Below are 387 nucleotides of genomic sequence, written 5' to 3'. Positions count from 1 at the left end.
GTGTCGGTGGGGGGTGGGTTGGTCAGAGCGGCGCGCAACCGCCGTCGGGCGCCGAGGATCGTGCTCAGCCGGGTGCGTCCGTCGAGATCCAGGTACCTCGGCCGATCCGGGTCGGGATCGCCGAGATCGGTGTCGGGATGCAGCGCCCAGGCCATGGGCCCGATGAGCTCACGCAGGAGGTAGTCGTCGGAGTAGCCCCTGGCGGACAGGGCGGTGAGCGCGGTCCACACCGCCCGGGAGAACGGCTCGGACCACGGGCCGGGCACCGCGGTCAACAGCATCGTGATCCGCTCGACCGGCGTATCCCGCCACCGCCCGTCCCGGTCCCGAGTGGCTGACCCCTCCGGGTGGTAGGAGTCGAGCCTCAGCGCGCGCAGCGTGTGCGTG

Annotated in this window: 1 protein-coding gene; it reads right to left on the bottom strand. The window is 72.4% G+C overall.

Annotation, left to right across the window (positions count from 1 at the left end; translation table 11 throughout):
- Positions 1-387, bottom strand: a 387-nt coding sequence (locus tag NBZ85_RS32050; RefSeq protein WP_498041297.1) for a DUF5691 domain-containing protein, incomplete at both ends; no start/stop codon positions are given.

The sequence above is a fragment of the Frankia tisae genome, from assembly GCF_025403405.1.
Lineage (GTDB): Bacteria > Actinomycetota > Actinomycetes > Frankiales > Frankiaceae > Frankia > Frankia tisai.
This window is presented reverse-complemented; position numbering and strand designations above follow the sequence as displayed.